Genomic DNA, 14,433 nt, shown 5'->3' on the forward strand with positions numbered 1-14,433 from the left:
GTCGATGGTGGCCAGGGCGTCCTCGACGGTGGTGTACAGCTTGTCGTTGATGGCGTGCTCGACGCCGTCCTCCTCGCCGCCGACGGTGCCGATCTCGACCTCGAGGATCATCCTGGCGGCCGCGGTGCGGGCCAGGAGTTCACGGGCGATCCGCAGGTTTTCCTGCAGGGTCTCGGCGGAGCCGTCCCACATGTGCGAGTTGAACAGCGGGTTCCGGCCGGCCTTGACCTCCGCCTCGGAGGCGGCGAGCAGCGGCAGGACGAAGCCCTCGAGCTTGTCCTTGGGGCAGTGGTCCGTGTGCAGGGCGATGTTCACGCCGTAGTTCTTCGCGACTTCACGGGCGAACGCGGCGAAGCCCAGGGAGCCGGCGACCATGTCCTTGGTGGAGGCGCCGGACCAGTAGGCGGCGCCGCCGGTGGAGACCTGGACGATGCCGTCGGACTCGGCCTCGGCGAAGCCGCGGAGGGCTGCGTTGAGGGTCTGGGAGGAGGTGACGTTGACGGCGGGGAATGCGAAGCCGCCCGTCTTTGCGCGGTCGATCATCTCGGAGTAGATCTCGGGGGTGGCAATGGGCATGCTGACTCCTATGGTGAATTTCGTCGGCGGGCTGGGTTGAGCCTGGGTGAACCTCGTCGGCTACGAACCATCCTAGCCAGTTCTCTGCAGCGGCAGTGTTTCGGGTCACGCGGGCCGGTAACACTTAAGCTCACTGCGCCCACCGAGGTGGCAGTTCGCGGCAGTGTTGCGCGCCGGCACTGCCTCGAAGTGTCATCTCGCGCGCCAGCCTCGGCTTTCCAGCGCGGCCCGGACTTTACGCACGACGGCGGGCCGGTCGCCTGCGAGGTCGTCTTTGGACACGCGCACCTCAAGCCAGCCGTACTCCCGTGTCGCTGAGTCGCGGCGGATATCCCTGAGGTACTGCTCGGGACCGCCATGGCCGGCTCCGTCGTACTGGATCGAGATGCGCCACTCCAGATAGGCCGCGTCAGGCCACAAGACCGGGGCACCATGCACGCCCCACAGCACATGGTTCAGCTTCGGCTCGGGCAGGCCTGCCCGGACCAAGGCCAGGCGCATCGACGTTTCGGGCTGGGAGTCGGCGCCCACGCGGATGAGCTCCAACGCCGCCCTGGCCGCCCGCACTCCCCTGACCCCGGCATGCTTCGAAACCATGGGGCGCAGATCCGCCACCGTACACAGGGGTTCGCGTGGCGCGGGGAACTCGGGGCCGTGGGAGCACACCAGGGAGTCTCCGGCTATGACGAGTTCGTCCACACCGGCCATGGACGCCAAGTCCAGCCACGTGCGGGCGGGCGAGGTGAGCCGGACGCCGTCGTACTCCACAAGCTCGCCGGGAAGGAAGGTCAACAGGTGACCCACCACGTTGACCCTGCGCGGCATGCTGAATCCGGGCCGGCGGGACAGGTGGATGCGCCAGTCATCCTCAAGCCGCCACGCAAGCGCAGTCCGCCAGACACGGGCAGCGGATATGTGGGTCAGGGCCGATGAGCAGTCCAGTTCCGTGTAGGCCCGCAAAGCCGCACCACCTTGGGCCTCAAATCCGAGCGGGACACGGACGCCGCGGGAAACGGTGGCGAGGTCTCTGGCCGCCGTGCGCGTCCTGGTGATGCCGGCTTTGTCGGACATCCGAAGTGAGAACGAACCGGCGGTCAGGTGTTCGGGAAGCGGAGCCCTGTGCATCCCCAATTCTTACCGATCCTGGTCTCACATGGAGGGTTATCCACAGGCTGGTGTACTCCGGCGCAACGAGATGGCACTTCACCGCAGTGTTGGGCGTTGCGACTGCCGCGAAATGCCATCTCGCGCAGGGGCTGGCATGGCGGCGGGCTGGGGGTCGCGCGGGAGTCGGCTAGGAAACGGCCTGGCCGAACACGTGCCGGCGGATCCAGGCATGCATGGCGATCGCGGCGGCGGAGGCGGCGTTGATGGAGCGGGTGGAGCCGAACTGTTCGATCGAGAGCGTGGCCAAGGCGGCCTCGTGCACCTCGGGCGTCAGGCCCGGGCCCTCCTGCCCGAACACCAGCACGCAGTCCCTGGGCAGTTCGTAGGTCTCCAGCGGGACGGAGTCCGGGAAGATGTCGATCCCGATGATCGCCAGCCCCTCCGCCTGCGCCCACGCCACGAAGTCCTCGACCGTGGGGTGGTGGCGGATGTGCTGGTAGCGGTCGGTGACCATGGCCCCGCGGCGGTTCCACCGGCGTCGGCCGATGATGTGCACCTCCTTGGCCAGGAACGCGTTGGCGGTGCGCACGACGGTGCCGATGTTGAGGTCGTGCTGCCAGTTTTCGATGGCGATGTGGAAGTTGTGGCGCCGCGAATCCAGGTCCGCGACAATCGCGTCGTGCTTCCAGTAGCGGTACTGGTCCACCACGTTGCGCCGGTCGCCGTCCGCCAGGAGCTCCGGGTCCCAGTGGCCGCCCTGCGGCAGCTCGCCTTCCCAGGGCCCGACGCCGACCTCCGCCCTGGGTTCTGCGGCGCCCGCAGGCGCTGCGGTGTCCGAGGCATCCTCGGAGGCCGTGCCGGAAAATTCGGTGCCGGCAGGGGGATCGCTGGGGGTCTCGGGTTCAGTCACCCCTCAACACTAGACTGGGACGCACCAGGCGGAACATTACGGCGGAGGGCACCATGGCGGACAAGCGGGCAGGCCAAAGAGCAGAGCCGGACAAAGTACGTTCATCGGCGTCGGTGTACCGCAGCGGCCAGGACATCGAGTGCTGGCTGACCGATATGGACGGCGTGCTGGTCCACGAGAACCAGCCCATCCCCGGCGCCGCGGACCTCATCCGGCGCTGGGTGGACACGTCCAGGCGGTTCCTGGTCCTGACCAACAACTCCATCTACACGCCCCGGGACCTCGCAGCCCGGCTGCGGTCCTCCGGCCTGGAAATCCCGGAGGAGAACATCTGGACCTCGGCGCTGGCCACGGCCCAGTTCCTCAAGGACCAGGTGCATGGCTCGGAAACGGGCAACCGCGCCTACACGATCGGCGAGGCGGGGCTGACGACGGCGCTGCACGAGGCCGGCTTCATCCTCACGGACCAGGACCCGGACTTCGTGGTGCTCGGCGAAACCCGCACCTACTCCTTTGAGGCCATCACCATGGCCATCCGCCTGATCCTCGGCGGCGCACGCTTCATCGCGACCAACCCGGACGCCACCGGCCCCTCCAAGGACGGTCCGATGCCGGCCACCGGCGCCATCGCGGCGCTGATCACCAAGGCGACCGGACGCGAGCCCTACATCGTGGGGAAGCCGAACCCGATGATGTTCCGCTCGGCGATGAACCAGATCGACGCGCATTCGGAGACCACGGCCATGATCGGCGACCGGATGGACACGGACATCATCGCCGGCATGGAAGCCGGATTGCATACGGTGCTGGTGCTCAGCGGAATCACGCACAGGGAGGACATCGCCGCGTACCCGTTCCGGCCCAACCAGATCCTGGACTCGGTGGCGGACCTGAAGAACCAGATCTAGGGGAACCGGATCCGGAAAGCCCGGTCCAGCCGGCTCAGAACGCTGTCTTCTTCCCGCCGCCCGAGGGCAGCGGCGCAAGCTCGTCCATGAGTTCCTCGATGATCGGCCGGTACACGAACGGGCTCCATCCCGGGCTGGCATGGGCGGGCCGGGCCCCGTCGGTGCGCAGCCCGTCCGAGGCCATGTTCGCCGCGAAGGTCAGCCGCCAGGAGTCCCGGGCCGTCTCGTAGTCCACGGTCCGGTCCTTGGGGTTGCCGATGAAGGCCATCCGGGTTGCGCCGAGATTCCCCACATACCGGCTCGCATCAAAGTGGTAGATGTAGGCGGATTCGGACTGGACCAGCACGCTTGAGGGCGCGATCGGCGACAGCTGTTCCAGCGTCTGGTCCCACACCTGGCCCCAGCTGCGCTCGTCCTTGTGGAGCATCCGTTCGCCGAGTTCGTAGCCGCCGCGCAGCACGGTGGGGAAGCGGAATCCGCTCTCGTAGAGGAACACCACGCCCTCGAACCAGCTCTGGTCCAGCACGTCGGATCTGCTGAACGGGCTGGAGTCGAGCAGGATGAACGCCACTTCCACGCCGTGCAGTTCACGGAGCCGGGCGGCCACCTGGGTTGCCACCATGCCGCCGAAGCTGTGGCCGTAGAAGTAGAGCGTGCTGAGCTTGTGCGCGCGGACGTGCTCGATCACGGCGATCACGATCTTGTCGATGTCCAGCCCCAGGTTGGAATACCCGACGGCGGCCAGCTGGCCCCGCTTGTTCAGGGAACCACGGAGCGCGTTGAGGATCCACAGCGCCTCCTCCCAGCTCGTCTTGTAGCCGGGAAACAGGAACCAGCTCGCGTTCGGGAAGTAGCGTTCGGCGACGTCGTCCGGCACCGCCAGGATCCTGTTCACCCGGCGAGCGGCCTGCACCCTCCTGGTGAAGATCATGTCCGCCGCCAGCAGCGAGGCGGACCCCGACCCGATCAGGAAGCTCCGACGCGAGACCCTCTTGAGTTCGACGGCGCGCCGCAGCAGGCGGCCCTCGGCGGAACCGGGCCCGCGCTGATCGTCAGCTTCCGTCTCGTGCGGCACACCTCTACCGTAGCGACTGCAGATCACGGATCAGCAACACGCCCGCAGCCATGCCGCCGGGCCGCCGGAAACGGCTTAGTCGAGGCCCAGTTCGTCCTTGCCGAAGGCGAAGAGGTAGGGGACGCCGGCCTCCGCTTCGATCTTTTCCTTGGCTCCGGTGGCGCGGTCCACGATCACGGCCACGGCCACCACGTTGCCGCCGGCCTTGCGGACGCCCTCGACGGCGGTCAGCGCGGAACCGCCCGTGGTGGAGGTGTCCTCCAGGACCAGCACCTTGCGGCCGTCGACGGAGGGGCCTTCAACCTGGCGGCCCATGCCGTAGGACTTCTGCGCCTTCCTCACGACGAAGGCGTCCACGGGGCGTCCGGCGTCGACGGCGGCGTGCATCACGGCGGTGCCCACCGGGTCTGCCCCCATGGTGAGTCCGCCGGCGCACTCGAAGTCGATCCCGGCGTCGTCCATCAGCGCGAGCATGACCTGGCCGACCAGCTTGGACGCCTCATGATGCAGGGTGATGCGGCGCAGGTCGATGTAGTAGTCGGCCTCCGCGCCGCTGGAAAGGATGACCTTGCCCCGGACGACCGCCAGTTCCTTGATCAGTTCCAGCAGGCGGGCACGGGCGGCAGCAGCGTCGGCTGCAGGGTCACTGTTGGCAGTCATGGGACCCAGTTTAGTGGCTCGGCCCGCGGCCGGATTCCCGGAACACGAAGCTGCGAGCCCCTTGAGCGCCGCGCTACGAACGCTGCGGCGCGCGCCGGGCGAAGGCGGGCGCGTGTTCAGGCCGCGGCCCGAAGGCCATGAACCGCGGAACCACCCTACCCACCCCCGGGATACGCCGCGCGATGAACAGCAGCACCGCGGGGGCGCCGGACCGTTTTCCGGACATGATCGGTTCGAACAGCAGGCGGTGCATGACCCGCTGGGCGGTCTGGACGACGACGGTGGGCATCCGCCGCCGTCGTTGCACCCTGGCCAGTTCCGCGCGGGGCACCCGGCCACGCAGGAGGGCGGGGGCCAGGCAGTCCGCGGCGGCCACCGCGTCCTGGATGGCGAGATTGATCCCCACCCCGCCGGCGGGAGACATGGCGTGCGCGGCGTCGCCGATGCAGAGCAGCCCGTTGATGTGCCATTCGTGCAGCCGGTCCAGCCGGACGTCGAGCCAGTGCAGGTCCTCCAGCGAGCCGATGGCGTCCACCCGGTCGGCGAGGTCCGGACGCAAACCCGCGATCCGGCGTCGGAATCCTTCGATGCCCTCGGCCCGGATCCGGGCATCCGCACCCTTCGGCCCGAGGTAGCCCATCTGGAAATAGTCGGTGCGGAACAATGCCACCAGCGCCTCGCCACGCCCGAACGCCGGCACGATGCCGGCCACCGCGCCGCGCTCGGAGGCGTGCCGCGGCAGCCGGAACCACCAGGCGTCGAACGGTACGGGATACTCCTTCGGTGCCAGTCCTGCCGCGCGGCGCAGGGCGGAATGGCGTCCGTCGGTGGCAATGACGAGATCCGCCTGCAGCTCGCCCTCGGTGCCGTCGGCCTTCCGGTAGCGCACCCCGGTGACCCGGCCGCCGTTCCGGAGGAGCGCGGTGGCGGTGTGTCTCATCCGCAGGCTGAAGGAAGGCTCCCGGGCGGCGGCGTCGGCGAGGAAGTTCAGGAAGTCCCACTGCGGCATCAGGGCCACATAGTTGTACGGTGCGGGCAGCGAATCAAAGTTGCCCATCGTCACGGGCGGGCCGCCGGGAACCGGGAACGCCACGTTGCTCAGGCGGCTCTGCGGCAGCCGGCGGAACTCCTCGCCCAGGCCCAGTTCGTCGATCAGCCGGATCGTGGAGGCGTGGACGGTGTCGCCGCGGAAGTCCCGGAAGAAGTCCGCATGCTTCTCCAGTACTGTCACCTGCACCCCGGCCCGGGCCAGCAGCAGGCCGAGCATCATCCCGGCCGGGCCGCCGCCGACCACCGCGCATCCGGTCTTCTCCATGGCCCCACGCTACGCCGGTACGGGCTCCGGCGGCAGGAGTTTTCGCTGCGCTTTTGGACCGGCGCTACGGGAATTTCCGGGCGCGACGGGAATCCGGGCAGCGCCCGCCCGGATGCGCAGCGCCGGCCGCAACAGTTGGGCCCGGTTGACACCGCTGGCTAGGCTTTGAGGCATGCGTGAACTCCAGGCGAAAATCATCGAGGAAATGGGCGTGCTGCCAAGGATCGACCCCGCCGGGGAGGTGCGCAGACGCGTCACGTTCCTGAAGGAATACCTCAAGGCCACCCACACCAGGGGCTTCATCCTGGGCATCTCGGGCGGTCTGGACTCCTCGCTGGCCGGACGCCTGGCGCAGCTGGCGGCCGAGGAACTGGAAGCCGAGGGCGTGGACGCGAGTTTCGTCGCGGTCCGGCTCCCCCACGGTGTCCAGCACGACGAGGACGATGCCCAGGCTGCGCTGGACTTCATCGGTGCCAGGACCGAGTGGACCTTCAACATCGCCCCGGCCGTGGACGGCTTCGAGACCGAGTTCGAGAAGACCACCGGCGAGGCCGTGTCCGATTTCACCAAGGGCAACATGAAGGCCCGCTCCCGGATGGTCGCGCAGTACGCGCTGGCCGGCGAACACAACTACCTCGTGATCGGCACGGACCACGGGGCCGAGTCGGTGACGGGCTTCTTCACCAAGTTCGGCGACGGCGGCGCGGACGTGCTCCCGCTGTTCGGGCTCAACAAGCGCCAGAACCGCGCCCTGCTGGCCCACCTGGGCGCCCCGGACCGGATCTGGGCCAAGGTGCCCACGGCGGACCTGCTCGACGGCAAGCCCGGCCGCACCGACGAGGACGAGCTCGGCCTCACGTACGACCAGATCGACGACTACCTTGAGGGACGCGAGGTCCCGGACGGAATCGCTGAACGGATCGAGGAGAAATACCTCCGGACCCGCCACAAGCGCACCGTGCCGGTCACCATCACGGATACCTGGTGGAAGCACCAGGGCCCGGAGGAGGCCAGGACCGGGCTCTGAGCCGGTTCCCGGAAACCGCGGGGCTCCATCCCGGGGCACTTTCAGACAGATTTACGCTCTCCGGGCCCTAACGCCCGGCGTGTCCGTGCCAAAGTGCCCCGGGACCGCACATGCGCCCGCAGGAGCGGACCTCAGTCCCTGACTTTCACCGTGCCCTTCATGCCCATGAAGTCGTGGAGGGCGCAGATGTAATCGAACTCCCCCGCTTTGTTGAACTTCACGGTGTAACTGGTGTGCAGCGGTATGATCCCGGAGCTGAGGTCACCGCCGGTGAAGTTGTCGGGGACACCCAGGGCCGCGAACGGGTCGGCCGGCTCGGTGCCGAAGGTGACGGTATGCGGGGCTCCCATGCCGTTGTTCACGAAGGTCACGCTCTCGCCCACCCGGACCACGATCTCCTGGTGTACGAACCGCATGACCATCGAGATTCCGTTGTCCGTCCCTGCGATGACGGTGTGCTTGTCGGCCTGGTCGCGGGCCACATCCCAAGACTTGTGCCCGTCGCGCAGGATGTCGCGTTCCTGCTTCTTGGCCTGGCGGTCATACTGCGACTGGGAATACGGGTAATCCGTTCCGGCGGCCCGGACATGGACCGTCCCCTTCATGGCCATCCCGTGCACGAGGCAGTAGTACGTGAACTCGCCCGCGTCAGGGAACTTCAGGGTGTACTTCTTCGCTTCCGTGAAGCCGCTGTTGGACACGTTCGACATGACGCCGGAGTTGTAATAGGAATGTCCGTCGTAGTCCCCTCCGCCCTGCTTGAGGATGCCCTGCGGATCCGTGGGATTGAACGGCTGCGTGGACTCCAGCGACTGGCCGTCGGCCAGGAACGTGACCGTATGGATTTCCGCCGAGTTCGCCTTCCAGGTGACCTTGTCCCCGGCGTTGACGTAGACGTTTTCGGGCAGGAAGGCCATCCCCTGGATGGCCTGGTCCGAGGATTCGGAACCGACCTGGACGGTCCAGGTCCTCGATGATGAATTACCGCCGTCTGATTTGCCTTCTGCGAAGGCGGTGCCGCTGACGGCCAGCGGCATCAACAGGGCGGTGAGGGATGCAAGCAGAACGCGAAAAAGGCGCCGCTTTCGATGGGTTTCGGCATGAGGAGTCAATCGACTCACTCCTTATGAATCTGGCGGGAACGGCCGGGAACCGGCCTGGTGATTTTCGCGGACGCCGTCGACCACGACGGCGTCCGGGGCCGGAGCGGTGGGCGTCCGCCAGGCAACGCTCCCCTCAACCACCCAGGACCGGTGGGCAGGAAGCCGCCGGAAACGCGCCCGCTGCCGGGCGTTAGCGATGCGGTGACAATGCAGTTCTCATGGTGCTCCCGCAGCACAGGGTTTGTCGAGATTCCCGGCAAATTGCCGCGGCCCGGGGCCTCTGCCCCGGTTGGCTTCCCTACCGGGCGCCCGGGCTGCTGCCCTGGCTGGTGCCCTGCAGCAGCATCGAAATCCGGTGGGCCTCGTCCATCAGCAGGCGGCCCAGGAGCGGCCGCCGGTCCGCCCGGAAACGCGGCTCGATGCCGGTGAGGGACAGCGCCCAGGCGGGACGGCCGCGCTGGTCGAAGACCGCCGCGCCCATTCCCCAGCTGCCTTCCAGCACGAGGCCGGGATTGACCGAATACCCGGCCTGCTGCGTCAGGGCCAGGTTCTTGCGGACCAGCGCCTCGGTGTGGCCTGCCGCGAAATTTCCGGCGTGCGCGGCCCATCCGGCCAGCAGTTCTTCCTGTTCGTTCTCCGGCAGGAAGGCCATGATGGCGGTCCCGGCCGAGGCGACACCCAGGGGAAACCGGACACCTTCGTGCAGCACGAAGGAGCGCACAGGAAAACTTCCCTCCTCCCGGAGCAGGCACACCGTCTCGGACCCGCGGCGGATGGAGAAGAAGGCACTCTCGCCGGTCTCCTCGGCCAGCCGGCGCAGGCCGGGCCGCGCGATGTCCTCGAGCGGGAAGCGGGCCGAGGCCACGGACCCCATGAGCAGGATCTCCGGCCCCAGCACCCAGTTGCCGCTGTTCGGGTCCTGGTCAAGCAGGCCCTCGGCCGCCAGCGAACTGAGCAGCCGGTGCACGGTGGGGCGGGTGAAACCCGATTCGCGGACCAGCTCCACGAGCGGGGAGCCGGCCGGCTTCCGGCCCACGATCCGCAGCAGGGCTGCGACACGGCTGACCACCTGGGCACCCTGGACCGGATTGACCGGTGATGAATTCATCGTCTGCCGACTTCTTTCCGTAATTTTTCCTGCCGAAACCCTCAAAGTATCCACAATGTGGATACCCGCAAGCCTAGCGTCCACACTGTAAAACGTCACCTTCTAGAGCCCCAATCATCCGTTGATAGTCCCCTTTTGGGCACCGTAGGCTCCAACCCCAGAGGAACAGTCCACAACGTGGATCACTGTGCGAGCTCAATGAGGAGAAGCAATGTCAAAGGTGAAATCCGGGGCAGCCGCGGCTCTGCAGGACGTGCTGCGGGACGGCATGACGCTGGCCGTCGGCGGCTTTGGCCTCAGCGGCATCCCGGCGGACCTGATCGAGGCCGTGCGCGATTCCGGCGTCAGGAACCTCACGGTGGTGTCGAACAACATGGGCGTGGACGGCAAGGGCCTCGGCGTGCTGATTGAGGCCAGCCAGGTGGCCAAGGTCATCGCCTCCTATGTGGGCGAGAACAGGCTCTTCGCCGAGCAGTACCTCGCCGGCAAGCTGGAGGTGGAGTTCACCCCGCAGGGCACCCTCGCCGAGCGCCTCCGCGCCGGCGGCGCCGGCATCCCGGCCTTCTACACGAAGACCGGCGTGGGCACCCTCGTCGCCGAAGGCAAGCCGCTGGCCGAGTTCGACGGCGAAACCTATGTGCAGGAGCGCGCCATCAGGGCCGACGTCGCGCTGGTCCACGCGCACACCGCCGACACCGACGGCAACCTCATCTACCGCTACACCGCGCGGAACTTCAACCCGGTCGTGGCCACGGCAGGCGCGGTGACCGTCGCGGAGGCCGAGGTGATCGTCGAGCCCGGCGCGCTGGACCCCAACCACATCGTCACCCCCGGCGTGTACGTCCAGCGCCTCGTGCAGGCCAGCGGCCGGGTCAAGGACATCGAACAGCGCACGGTCCGCCCGCGCGCCGAGTCGGCTCCAGCCGGGGCCGCCGAAGCAGCCCCCGCCGTCGTACCCGCCTGACCCGGCTCCCCCTGAACCGCACCCCTGAAGACTTCTGAGGAGAAACACCATGGCCTGGACCCGGAATGAAATGGCTGCCATTGCGGCCGAAGAACTGAACGACGGCGACTACGTCAACCTTGGCATCGGCATCCCCACGCTGGTCGCCAACAACCTGCCCGCGGGCGTCCGCGTCGTCCTGCAGAGCGAGAACGGCCTGCTCGGCATGGGCCCGTTCCCGTACGAGGGCGAAGAGGACGCGGACCTCATCAACGCCGGCAAGCAGACCGTCACGGTCCTGCCCGGCGGGAGCCTCTTCGACTCCGCCACCTCCTTCGGGATGATCCGCGGCGGCCACGTGAAGGTCGCCATCCTGGGCGCCATGCAGGTCTCCGGCGCCGGCGACCTCGCCAACTGGACCATCCCCGGCAAGATGGTCAAGGGCATGGGCGGGGCCATGGATCTCGTGGCCGGCACCCCGCGCGTGGTGGTCCTGACCGAGCACAACGCCAAGGACGGCACCGCCAAGATCGTCCCGGAATGCACCCTGCCGCTCACCGGCCTGAGCTGCGTGGACCGGATCATCAGCGACCTCGCCGTGTTTGACCTTGTGAGGCACGAACAAAACACAGGCGACGGCCGGCAGCTCACGCTCACGCGGCTCGCGCCGGGCGTCACCGTGGCGGAGCTCCGCGAAAAGACCGGGGCGGAGTTCGACGTCGCACCTGATCTCGCTGCCCCTGCACTGGAAGAAACCACCCTCGAAGGAGCCACAGCATGAGCCTGAAGAAACAGTTCGGCAAGGACGTCCTGCTCACCGGCTGGGGCCACAGCCGCTTCGGCAAGCTCACCGACGAGACCCTCGAGTCGCTGATCGTCCAGGTCGCCACCGAGGCGATCGGCAACGCCGGGATCGACCCGGGCCAGATTGACGAGATCTACCTGGGCCAGTTCAACTCCGGCATGATGCCGCTGGCCTTCCCGTCCTCGCTGGCGCTCCAGGTCTCGGACCAGCTCGCCAACGTCCCGGCCACCCGGGTCGAGAACGCCTGCGCCTCGGGGTCCGCCGCGTTCCAGCAGGGCACCAAGTCGCTGCTGGCCGGCACCGCGAAGACCGTCCTGGTGATCGGCGCCGAGAAGATGACCCAGGCCGGCGCCGACGTCGTGGGTGCCGCGCTGCTCGGCGCGGACTACGACATGGCCGGCAAGGCCTCCACCACCGGCTTCACCGGCCTGTTCGCCGACGTCGCGAAGCATTACGAGAAGCGCTACGGCCCGATTTCCGACGTGCTCGGCACGATCGCGGCGAAGAACCACCGCAACGGCGTCGACAACCCGTACGCCCAGCTCCGCAAGGACCTCGGCGAGGAATTCTGCCGCACCGTCTCGGACAAGAACCCGATGGTGGCCGACCCGCTGCGCCGCACCGACTGCTCCCCCGTGTCCGACGGCGCCGCCGCCGTCGTGCTGAGCACCTCACCGACGGCGGGCGCCACCGCCCCGGTCCGGCTCGCCGGCTTCGGCCACGCCAACGACTTCTTCCCCGCCGAACGCCGGGACCCCACCGCGTTCGCCGCCACCCGGGTGTCCTGGCAGCGCGCCCTGGGCATGGCCGGCGTCGAACTCGGGGACCTGGACTTCGCGGAGGTGCACGACTGCTTCACGATCGCCGAACTGCTCATGTACGAGGCCATGGGCCTGACCGAACCGGGCCAGGGATCCCGCGCCCTGGCGGAAGGCTGGGTCTTCAAGGACGGCAAGCTGCCCGTCAACGTCTCCGGCGGGCTCAAGGCCAAGGGCCACCCCGTGGGCGCCACCGGCGTGTCCCAGCACGTCATCGCCGCCATGCAGCTCACCGGCACCGCCGGCGCGATGCAGCTGAAAAGCCCGCGCCGGGCCGCGGTGCAGAACATGGGCGGCGTCGGCATCGCCAACTACGTCAGCGTGCTCGAAGCCGTCTAGCGCAATGGGGCGGGCGCTGAAATTCCCCTTCTTTGGCGGTGCTCCACGGCGAGTTCACGGGGATCAACCCAAGGGTGGCCGCCAAACCTGGGGAGACCCGGCGCGACTCCGGGTTAGCCCCGCTGCCGGATCAGCTCCGCAATCTCGGCGAAGCCCAGCCGCTCGGCATTCTCCAGGGCCGTGCGGCCTTGTGGGTCCCTGATGTTGGGGTCGGCGCGGGCATCCAGGAGTTGCCGCACCACGTCCTGCTGCCTGGGTCCGCCGTTGTTGAGGAGGATGGCTTCCTGCATGGCCGTCCAGCCCAGGTTGTTGACATGGTTCACGGGAACACCGGCGGCAATGAGGATCCGGACCGTTTCCACGTGGCCGTGTTCGCTCGCGGGAATCAAGGCCGTGCCGCCGAAACGGTTGGTACTGGCAACATCTGCTCCGTTCGCGAGCGTCAACTGCAGAATCTCGTTGAAGCCCTCCGCCCCGGCGTAAAGGAACGCCGAGTCCTGGATGGAATCCTTGGCGTTGACGTCGCCGCCGGCCTGGACCAGCTCCGCGACCTGGGGCAGCAAATTGGCTTTCGCAGCCCGGATCAGCCGCTGGTCAAAGTCCGCCTGGGCCTCCGGGGACAAGGCTGGATGGGTAGTGACGGCCGCTGGTGATGGCGTCGATGCCGCCGATTGTGCGCCGGGGCCGCTCGTTGCCGCGTCCGGAGTCACCTGGACCTGCGACGGCGGAGTCTCCAGCCGCATTGGCTGTTCGGTTTCCGGGCTGCAGCCGGCAAGTATCGCCGCCAGTGCGGCGGCGAGGCACAGGACTGCACCCAATTCGCGTATCCGGTAGTGCCGACGGGATGCCGTGCGCCACGTCCTGAACCGCCTCATGAACCAGAGCCTACTTAGCAGTTCCGGCGATGGCTTGGGCACCTTCCGTTGCACAGGCTTCGTCGAGCGTGCCGTCCGGGGCGCCGCCCACGCCGATCCCGGCCACCGACACGCCGTTGACCTTGAGCGGAACACCGCCGGCCAGGAACAGCGTGCCGGGCAGGTCGGCGATGCTGGGCCCGTTCCCGTTGATTCGCTTGGCCAGCTCGCTGGTGGGCGTTCCGAAGGCGGCGGCCGTGTAAGCCTTCTGCCGGGCGGCTTCGATGGTGTGCTCCGCCGCGTTGTCCCCGCGGAGGAGTGCCTGGACGGTTCCGAAGCGGTCCACCAGCGCCACCGTCACGAACGGCAGCTTGTCGGCCTGGCATTTGGCCAGGGCAGCGTTGACGGCAGCTGCGGAGGCGCCGACGCTGATCCGGTTCTGGGCCACCACACTCTCCGGGGCCGGCTGGATATCGACGGCGGGAACGGCCGTCACAGACGCGCCCGCGTTGGCTCCGGCGTTGGCGGCAACAGTCAGCCCTCCGGTCAGGAGCAATGCTCCGGCAGCAGCGGCGGCGGTCTTGTTGGACTTCTTCACAGGTTCTCCTCGGAATGCGGTTCTTGGGCTTGCCCCGGGTTCAAGACCCGGGTTCAAATCCATCTTTTCCGCTCCGGACCGTTCGGGCATCGGGCGTTAGTCTGCCGCGGCCTCCCCCATCGGGCCAGCACCGTCAGCCAAAAGGCTGAGACACCAGCAACGGCGCGGGCCCTAGGAGAGCGCTGAACAAGGGGCAATCCGGAGATGGGATACGGCTTCCGGGCCGCTCTTCGGAGCTTTGGGCGGCCCGCTGACGGCCTGGGAATGAGAGGCCGGGGCCCGGGATT

At 67.9% G+C, this 14,433-nt stretch carries 15 protein-coding genes; 5 read left to right on the plus strand and 10 right to left on the minus strand.

Features of this window, described 5'->3' with window-relative positions:
* The 3 genes from J9611_RS11175 to J9611_RS11185 all read right to left on the minus strand — a co-directional run.
* The coding region (locus J9611_RS11175) for a class II fructose-bisphosphate aldolase (RefSeq protein ID WP_211880176.1) at positions 1-576 on the minus strand (576 nt) is incomplete at its 3' end.
* A gap of 192 nt (positions 577-768) precedes the next feature.
* Positions 769-1,647, minus strand: a complete 879-nt coding sequence (locus J9611_RS11180) for an endonuclease domain-containing protein (protein WP_246527668.1) — start codon at positions 1,645-1,647, stop codon at positions 769-771.
* Between the two features lie 223 nt (positions 1,648-1,870).
* Complete coding sequence (locus tag J9611_RS11185; RefSeq protein ID WP_246527671.1) at positions 1,871-2,449, minus strand: TrmH family RNA methyltransferase; 579 nt, start codon at positions 2,447-2,449, stop codon at positions 1,871-1,873.
* A 197-nt stretch (positions 2,450-2,646) separates the two neighbouring features.
* Here J9611_RS11185 and J9611_RS11190 point away from each other — a divergent pair, with 197 nt between their 5' ends.
* The gene (locus J9611_RS11190) at positions 2,647-3,501 is read left to right on the plus strand and encodes an HAD-IIA family hydrolase (protein WP_211880181.1); all 855 of its coding nucleotides are present in this window, start codon (positions 2,647-2,649) and stop codon (positions 3,499-3,501) included.
* A 34-nt stretch (positions 3,502-3,535) separates the two neighbouring features.
* Here J9611_RS11190 and J9611_RS11195 read toward each other — a convergent pair whose 3' ends face one another.
* The 3 genes from J9611_RS11195 to J9611_RS11205 all read right to left on the minus strand — a co-directional run bounded on the left by J9611_RS11195 (position 3,536) and on the right by J9611_RS11205 (position 6,551).
* Positions 3,536-4,576 carry a thioesterase domain-containing protein gene (locus J9611_RS11195; protein ID WP_211880182.1) on the minus strand — a complete coding sequence of 347 codons (1,041 nt, stop codon included), beginning with the start codon at positions 4,574-4,576 and terminating at the stop codon, positions 3,536-3,538.
* Between the two features lie 75 nt (positions 4,577-4,651).
* Positions 4,652-5,236, minus strand: coding sequence for an orotate phosphoribosyltransferase (pyrE, locus tag J9611_RS11200; protein ID WP_211880184.1), 585 nt, complete (start codon positions 5,234-5,236; stop codon positions 4,652-4,654).
* A gap of 73 nt (positions 5,237-5,309) precedes the next feature.
* Entirely contained in the window at positions 5,310-6,551 is a 1,242-nt protein-coding gene (locus tag J9611_RS11205) for an FAD-dependent oxidoreductase (protein WP_211880185.1), read from the minus strand.
* A 172-nt stretch (positions 6,552-6,723) separates the two neighbouring features.
* Here J9611_RS11205 and nadE point away from each other — a divergent pair, with 172 nt between their 5' ends.
* Positions 6,724-7,578, plus strand: coding sequence for an NAD(+) synthase (gene nadE / locus J9611_RS11210; RefSeq protein WP_211880186.1), 855 nt, complete (start codon positions 6,724-6,726; stop codon positions 7,576-7,578).
* A 131-nt stretch (positions 7,579-7,709) separates the two neighbouring features.
* Here nadE and J9611_RS11215 read toward each other — a convergent pair whose 3' ends face one another.
* Positions 7,710-8,690, minus strand: a complete 981-nt coding sequence (locus tag J9611_RS11215) for a plastocyanin/azurin family copper-binding protein (protein WP_246527669.1) — start codon at positions 8,688-8,690, stop codon at positions 7,710-7,712.
* A 289-nt stretch (positions 8,691-8,979) separates the two neighbouring features.
* Positions 8,980-9,789, minus strand: coding sequence for an IclR family transcriptional regulator (locus J9611_RS11220; RefSeq protein ID WP_211880187.1), 810 nt, complete (start codon positions 9,787-9,789; stop codon positions 8,980-8,982).
* A 211-nt stretch (positions 9,790-10,000) separates the two neighbouring features.
* Here J9611_RS11220 and J9611_RS11225 point away from each other — a divergent pair, with 211 nt between their 5' ends.
* From J9611_RS11225 to J9611_RS11235, 3 genes are read left to right on the plus strand one after another with little or no spacing between them, the layout of a single operon-like run.
* On the plus strand, positions 10,001-10,753 hold the full coding sequence (locus J9611_RS11225; protein WP_211880188.1) for a CoA transferase subunit A: 753 nt from the start codon (positions 10,001-10,003) through the stop codon (positions 10,751-10,753).
* Positions 10,754-10,802: 49 nt separating this feature from the next.
* The gene (locus J9611_RS11230) at positions 10,803-11,513 is read left to right on the plus strand and encodes a CoA transferase subunit B (RefSeq protein ID WP_211880189.1); all 711 of its coding nucleotides are present in this window, start codon (positions 10,803-10,805) and stop codon (positions 11,511-11,513) included.
* Entirely contained in the window at positions 11,510-12,694 is a 1,185-nt protein-coding gene (locus J9611_RS11235) for an acetyl-CoA acetyltransferase (RefSeq protein ID WP_211880190.1), read from the plus strand. The genes J9611_RS11230 and J9611_RS11235 overlap by 4 nt, the downstream gene beginning before the upstream one ends.
* 113 nt (positions 12,695-12,807) lie before the next feature.
* Here J9611_RS11235 and J9611_RS11240 read toward each other — a convergent pair whose 3' ends face one another.
* Together J9611_RS11240 and J9611_RS11245 are read right to left on the minus strand one after the other, a co-directional pair.
* Positions 12,808-13,569, minus strand: coding sequence for an ankyrin repeat domain-containing protein (locus J9611_RS11240; protein ID WP_372447781.1), 762 nt, complete (start codon positions 13,567-13,569; stop codon positions 12,808-12,810).
* Between the two features lie 10 nt (positions 13,570-13,579).
* Positions 13,580-14,146, minus strand: coding sequence for a GlcG/HbpS family heme-binding protein (locus J9611_RS11245; RefSeq protein WP_211880191.1), 567 nt, complete (start codon positions 14,144-14,146; stop codon positions 13,580-13,582).
* Between the last annotated feature and the right edge of the window lie 287 nt (positions 14,147-14,433).

Source organism: Pseudarthrobacter albicanus, assembly GCF_018224015.1.
Taxonomy (GTDB): Bacteria; Actinomycetota; Actinomycetes; order Actinomycetales; family Micrococcaceae; genus Arthrobacter; species Arthrobacter albicanus.

Bases quoted from the DNA above. Each gene is read 5' to 3' on its own strand.
- J9611_RS11180 (WP_246527668.1), bottom strand. From the start codon at position 1,647: ATGTCCGACAAAGCCGGCATCACCAGGACGCGCACGGCGGCCAGAGAC.
- J9611_RS11190 (WP_211880181.1), top strand. From the start codon at position 2,647: ATGGCGGACAAGCGGGCAGGCCAAAGAGCAGAGCCGGACAAAGTACGT.
- pyrE (WP_211880184.1), bottom strand. From the start codon at position 5,236: ATGACTGCCAACAGTGACCCTGCAGCCGACGCTGCTGCCGCCCGTGCC.
- J9611_RS11205 (WP_211880185.1), bottom strand. From the start codon at position 6,551: ATGGAGAAGACCGGATGCGCGGTGGTCGGCGGCGGCCCGGCCGGGATG.
- nadE (WP_211880186.1), top strand. From the start codon at position 6,724: ATGCGTGAACTCCAGGCGAAAATCATCGAGGAAATGGGCGTGCTGCCA.
- J9611_RS11220 (WP_211880187.1), bottom strand. From the start codon at position 9,789: ATGAATTCATCACCGGTCAATCCGGTCCAGGGTGCCCAGGTGGTCAGC.
- J9611_RS11225 (WP_211880188.1), top strand. From the start codon at position 10,001: ATGTCAAAGGTGAAATCCGGGGCAGCCGCGGCTCTGCAGGACGTGCTG.
- J9611_RS11230 (WP_211880189.1), top strand. From the start codon at position 10,803: ATGGCCTGGACCCGGAATGAAATGGCTGCCATTGCGGCCGAAGAACTG.
- J9611_RS11235 (WP_211880190.1), top strand. From the start codon at position 11,510: ATGAGCCTGAAGAAACAGTTCGGCAAGGACGTCCTGCTCACCGGCTGG.
- J9611_RS11240 (WP_372447781.1), bottom strand. From the start codon at position 13,569: ATGAGGCGGTTCAGGACGTGGCGCACGGCATCCCGTCGGCACTACCGG.